We start from the raw sequence: 529 nt of genomic DNA, 5'->3' as shown, positions 1-529 counted from the left end.
ACCTGCTCGACCCCGACCAGGTGCCCGCCGCCGGTGTCATCCTGACCGTCCCCTACACCCAAACCTGGGTCGGCGACCAGGTGACCTACATCTGGGACGGCTCAGAAAGTGCCGGCGACATCTCCAATACCATCACCCTCACCGCCGCCACCGCCGGTCAGGAAATCCCCATCCCCGTGTCCAAGCTCTACGTCGAAAACAACCGTAATGGCGTGGTGATGGTGCACTACACCATCCGACGCGGTACCGAACTGCTGGGCGTGTCCCACACCCTGAGCCTGCGGGTGGGCAAGGACCTGATGGACCTGTCGCACCCCACCCTGCGCAACCATGGCGACGGTTCACTGGTCAACGTCAACCCCCTGGATATCCAGCACGAAACCGCGGTGATCGTGCAATACAACGACATGCTGACCACCGACAGGATCAGCCTCAAGTGGTACTACCCAGACTGCACCACCCCCTACATCGCCGATAAAAACGGCCTGGCGGGTAAACGGGTGGAATTTATCATCAGCGCCAACTCCGG

At 61.2% G+C, this 529-nt stretch carries 1 pseudogene; it reads left to right on the top strand.

The window, feature by feature from the left end:
* Positions 1-529 (top strand): annotated as a pseudogene (locus tag AC19YT_RS28380) (hypothetical protein); the annotation flags it as partial.

The sequence above is a fragment of the Pseudomonas sp. MF08875 genome (assembly GCF_059862525.1).
Note: the sequence above shows the minus strand (reverse complement) of the source record. Positions and strands in the feature narration are given on the sequence as shown.